The organism is Tardiphaga sp. (assembly GCF_044340795.1).
In the GTDB taxonomy this organism is placed as follows: domain Bacteria; phylum Pseudomonadota; class Alphaproteobacteria; order Rhizobiales; family Xanthobacteraceae; genus Tardiphaga.
The window spans coordinates 1-3,725 of sequence record NZ_JBIISY010000390.1 but is presented as its reverse complement, the minus strand read 5'-3'; the positions used below and the strand labels follow the sequence as shown (position 1 = coordinate 3,725).

The 3,725-nt window shown below is 61.4% G+C and carries 4 protein-coding genes; all 4 read right to left on the bottom strand.

Going from position 1 to position 3,725, the window contains the following annotated elements:
• Positions 1 to 877, bottom strand: an 877-nt coding sequence (fba, locus tag ACIQ17_RS31975) for a class II fructose-bisphosphate aldolase (RefSeq protein WP_398473558.1), incomplete at its 3' end; no start/stop codon positions are given.
• Between the two features lie 176 nt (positions 878 to 1,053).
• A complete protein-coding gene (locus ACIQ17_RS31970) occupies positions 1,054 to 1,332 on the bottom strand; it encodes a hypothetical protein (protein ID WP_398473557.1) in 279 nt (92 codons plus the stop codon).
• A gap of 78 nt (positions 1,333 to 1,410) precedes the next feature.
• Complete coding sequence (locus ACIQ17_RS31965) at positions 1,411 to 2,604, bottom strand: phosphoglycerate kinase (protein WP_398473556.1); 1,194 nt, start codon at positions 2,602 to 2,604, stop codon at positions 1,411 to 1,413.
• Between the two features lie 113 nt (positions 2,605 to 2,717).
• Positions 2,718 to 3,725: a type I glyceraldehyde-3-phosphate dehydrogenase gene (gap, locus tag ACIQ17_RS31960; RefSeq protein WP_398473555.1), complete on the bottom strand. Its 1,008-nt coding sequence runs from the start codon at positions 3,723 to 3,725 to the stop codon at positions 2,718 to 2,720.

Below are 3,725 nucleotides of genomic sequence, written 5' to 3'. Positions count from 1 at the left end.
TCAGGATCTTGCGGATCTGGCCGGTCATGGCCATGCGGTTGTCGGTATCGATATTGATCTTGCGCACGCCATGCTTGATGCCGCGCTGGATCTCGGCCACCGGGACGCCCCAGGTCGGCTTCATCTGGCCGCCGAACTTGTTGATGATGTCCTGCAGGTCCTGCGGCACCGAGGACGAACCATGCATCACCAGATGCGTGTTCGGCAGCTTGCGATGGATTTCCTCGATCACGTTCATGGCGAGAATATCGCCATCCGGCTTGCGGGTGAACTTGTAGGCGCCGTGCGAGGTGCCCATGGCGATCGCGAGCGCGTCGACTTGGGTTTCCTTCACGAACTTCACGGCTTCATCGGGATTGGTCAGCAGCTGGTCATGCGACAGCTTGCCTTCGGCGCCATGGCCGTCCTCGGCTTCGCCTTCGCCTGTCTCGAGCGAGCCGAGCACGCCGAGTTCGCCTTCCACCGAGATGCCGCCGAGATGCGCCATGTCGGTCACGGTCTTGGTGACGCCGACATTGTAGTCCCAGTCGCCCGGGGTCTTGCCGTCGGCCTTCAGCGAGCCGTCCATCATCACCGAGGTGAAGCCGGCCTGGATCGCGGTCATGCAGGTCGCGGCTTCGTTGCCGTGGTCGAGATGCACGCAGACCGGAATATGCGGATAGATTTCGGTGACGGCGTCCATCATGTGCTTCAGCATGATGTCGTTGGCATAGGAGCGCGCACCGCGCGAGGCCTGGATGATGACCGGCGCATCGACGGCGTTGGCGGCTTCCATGATCGCCAGCGCCTGCTCCATATTGTTGATATTGAAGGCCGGCACGCCGTAATCGTTTTCCGCTGCATGATCGAGCAATTGACGCAACGTGATACGGGCCATGCGGGAGACTCCTTGCAAAATGGGGCGGTTCTTGGTGGGACGGCGCGGGTTCCGCACCGGGATGATCGCTCTTAGCGCGAGCCCACGGCGAATCCAAGACGCCATAAGTCGCGCGAGCGCGCAGCGTTAATCGCTGAAGGGCGTAGGTGTTCCAGTGTGCGGAAATAAGATTGTGCTTAGCTCTGTTGAGCTTCGAGCCTGGTCACCCGTTGCTCAAGCTCGCTGACACGCTTGTCGAAATCGCCGGACACGGCGCGTGTCATCACTAACATTCCCGCGCTGTCACGTTGCTGTTTGCGGATGATTGTCTCTATGCCGCCAAATCGAGCATCAACTGCGTTGAAACGTCGATCAACTTCATCAAAGCGTTTATCGACCTCGGTTCGAAATGCCGCCAGATCACCCTGAATCTTCTTCAGGATTTCGAAAACCGCATTTTCCACGTTGTCACTCATGGCCGATACGTCCTCGCTATTAGCGAGAACGTATCAGAAACACATCAATGCGCAACGGCAATCTTAAGTTGCTGAAAATTACTTCTTCAGCACTTCGACGCCGGGCAGCGGCTTGCCTTCCATCCATTCGAGGAAGGCGCCGCCGGCGGTGGAAATGTAGGTGAAATCATCAGCTACGCCGGCATGGTTGAGCGCTGCCACGGTGTCGCCGCCGCCGGCCACCGAGATCAGCTTGCTTTCCTTGGTGCGCTTGGCCGCATGCTTGGCCGCCACCACGGTGCCGCGGTCGAATGGCGCGATCTCGAATGCGCCCACCGGGCCGTTCCATACCAGCGTTGCTGCATCGTCGATCGCCGCGTGAATACGCTCGATGGACTGCGGGCCGACGTCGAGGATCATGCCGTCTTCCGGGATCGCATCGAGGCCATAGGCCTGCGACGGCGTATTGGCTTCGAACTTGAACGCGACGGTCGCATCCACCGGCAGGATGATCGCGCAGCCCGCGGCTTCCGCCTTCTCCAGGATGCGCAGCGCGGTCGGGGCGAGATCCTTCTCGCACAGCGACTTGCCGACGCCGATGCCCTGCGCGTGCAGGAAGGTATTCGCCATGCCGCCGCCGATCACCAGCGCCTGCACCTTGCTGACGAGGTTTTCCAGCAGGTCGATCTTGGTCGAAACCTTTGCGCCGCCGACGACAGCGATCACTGGGCGCTTCGGCGCGTCCAGTGCCTTGCCGAGCGCGTCGAGCTCGGCCTGCATGGTGCGGCCCGCATAGGCCGGCAGCTTGTGGCCGAGTCCTTCGGTGGTCGCATGTGCGCGATGCGCGGCAGAGAAAGCGTCATTGACCCAGATGTCACCGAGCTTCGCGAGCTCTTCAACGAAAGCCGGATCGTTCTTCTCTTCGCCGACATGGAAGCGGGTGTTTTCCAGGCACAGGATGTCGCCATCCTTCATCGCGGCCACGGCCTTCTGGGCGGGCTCTCCGATGCAATCGTCGGCGAAGGCGATCTGCTTGTTGATGACATTGGCGAGCGCGGCCGCCACCGGCTTCAGCGAGTTTGTCTCGTCGCGGCCCTTGGGGCGGCCGAAATGCGCGAGCAGGATGACCTTGCCGCCTTTGTCGGAAATGCCGGTGATGGTCGGCGCGATGCGCTCGAGCCGGGTCGCGTCGGTGACCTTGCCGCTGTCCATGGGGACATTGAGGTCGACGCGCACGAGAACGCGCTTACCCTTCACATCGACATCATCGAGGGTGCGGAAAGAATTGGTCATGGTGATTGTCCCGGTCGCGGAGAAAGAGGGGGCAGTCAACCGCGAGCGGGACCGCCGCACTTATAGAAATGTCCCGGATGCACGAGGCATCCGGGACATTTAGTTCGTCTGTCTTAGAGCAGCTTGCCCATCGCCACAGCCGTATCGGCCATGCGGTTGGAGAAGCCCCACTCGTTGTCATACCAGCTCAGCACGCGCACCAGCGTGCCGTTCTGCACCTTGGTCTGGTCAAAGGCGAAGGTCGACGAATGCGGATCGTGGTTGAAGTCGATCGACACGTTCGGATGCGACGTCGTGCCGAGCACACCCTTCAGCTCGCCGGCGGCAGCCTTCTTGATGGCCTCGTTGATCTCTTCCTTGGTCGTCGCCTTCTTGGCGATGATCTTGAGATCGACCACCGAGACGTTCGGCGTCGGCACGCGGATCGAAACGCCATCGAGCTTACCGGCCAGTTCGGGCATCACCAGGCCGATGGCCTTGGCGGCGCCCGTCGAGGTCGGGATCATCGACATCGCAGCGGCACGGCCGCGATACAGATCGCTGTGCAGGGTGTCGAGGGTCGGCTGGTCGCCGGTATAGGCGTGGATCGTGGTCATGAAGCCGGTTTCGATGCCGACGACTTCATTGAGCACCTTGGCGACCGGCGCCAGGCAATTGGTGGTGCACGAACCGTTCGAGACGACCAGATGATCCTTGGTCAGCGTCTTGTGGTTCACGCCGTAAACGATGGTCGCGTCAGCACCGTCGGACGGAGCCGAGACCAGCACGCGCTTGGCGCCTGCGGTCAGATGCGCGGTGGCCTTCGCCTTGGCCGAGAAGATGCCGGTGCATTCCAGCGCGATGTCGACTCCGAGATCCTTCCACGGCAATGTGTTCGGATCGCGCACGGCAGTGACCTTGATCTTGCCCTTGCCGAGATTGATGCTGTCGCCATCGACGGTGACTTCGCCGGGGAAACGGCCATGCACCGAGTCGAAGCGCAGCAGATGCGCGTTGGTTTCGACCGGTCCGAGATCGTTGATGGCAACCACTTCGATGTCAGTGCGGCCCGACTCGTAGATCGCCCGCAGCACGTTGCGGCCGATGCGGCCAAAACCGTTGATCGAAACCCGGATTGCCAT

Bases quoted from the DNA above. Each gene is read 5' to 3' on its own strand.
- ACIQ17_RS31970 (WP_398473557.1), bottom strand. From the start codon at position 1,332: ATGAGTGACAACGTGGAAAATGCGGTTTTCGAAATCCTGAAGAAGATT.
- ACIQ17_RS31965 (WP_398473556.1), bottom strand. From the start codon at position 2,604: ATGACCAATTCTTTCCGCACCCTCGATGATGTCGATGTGAAGGGTAAG.
- gap (WP_398473555.1), bottom strand. From the start codon at position 3,725: ATGGCAATCCGGGTTTCGATCAACGGTTTTGGCCGCATCGGCCGCAAC.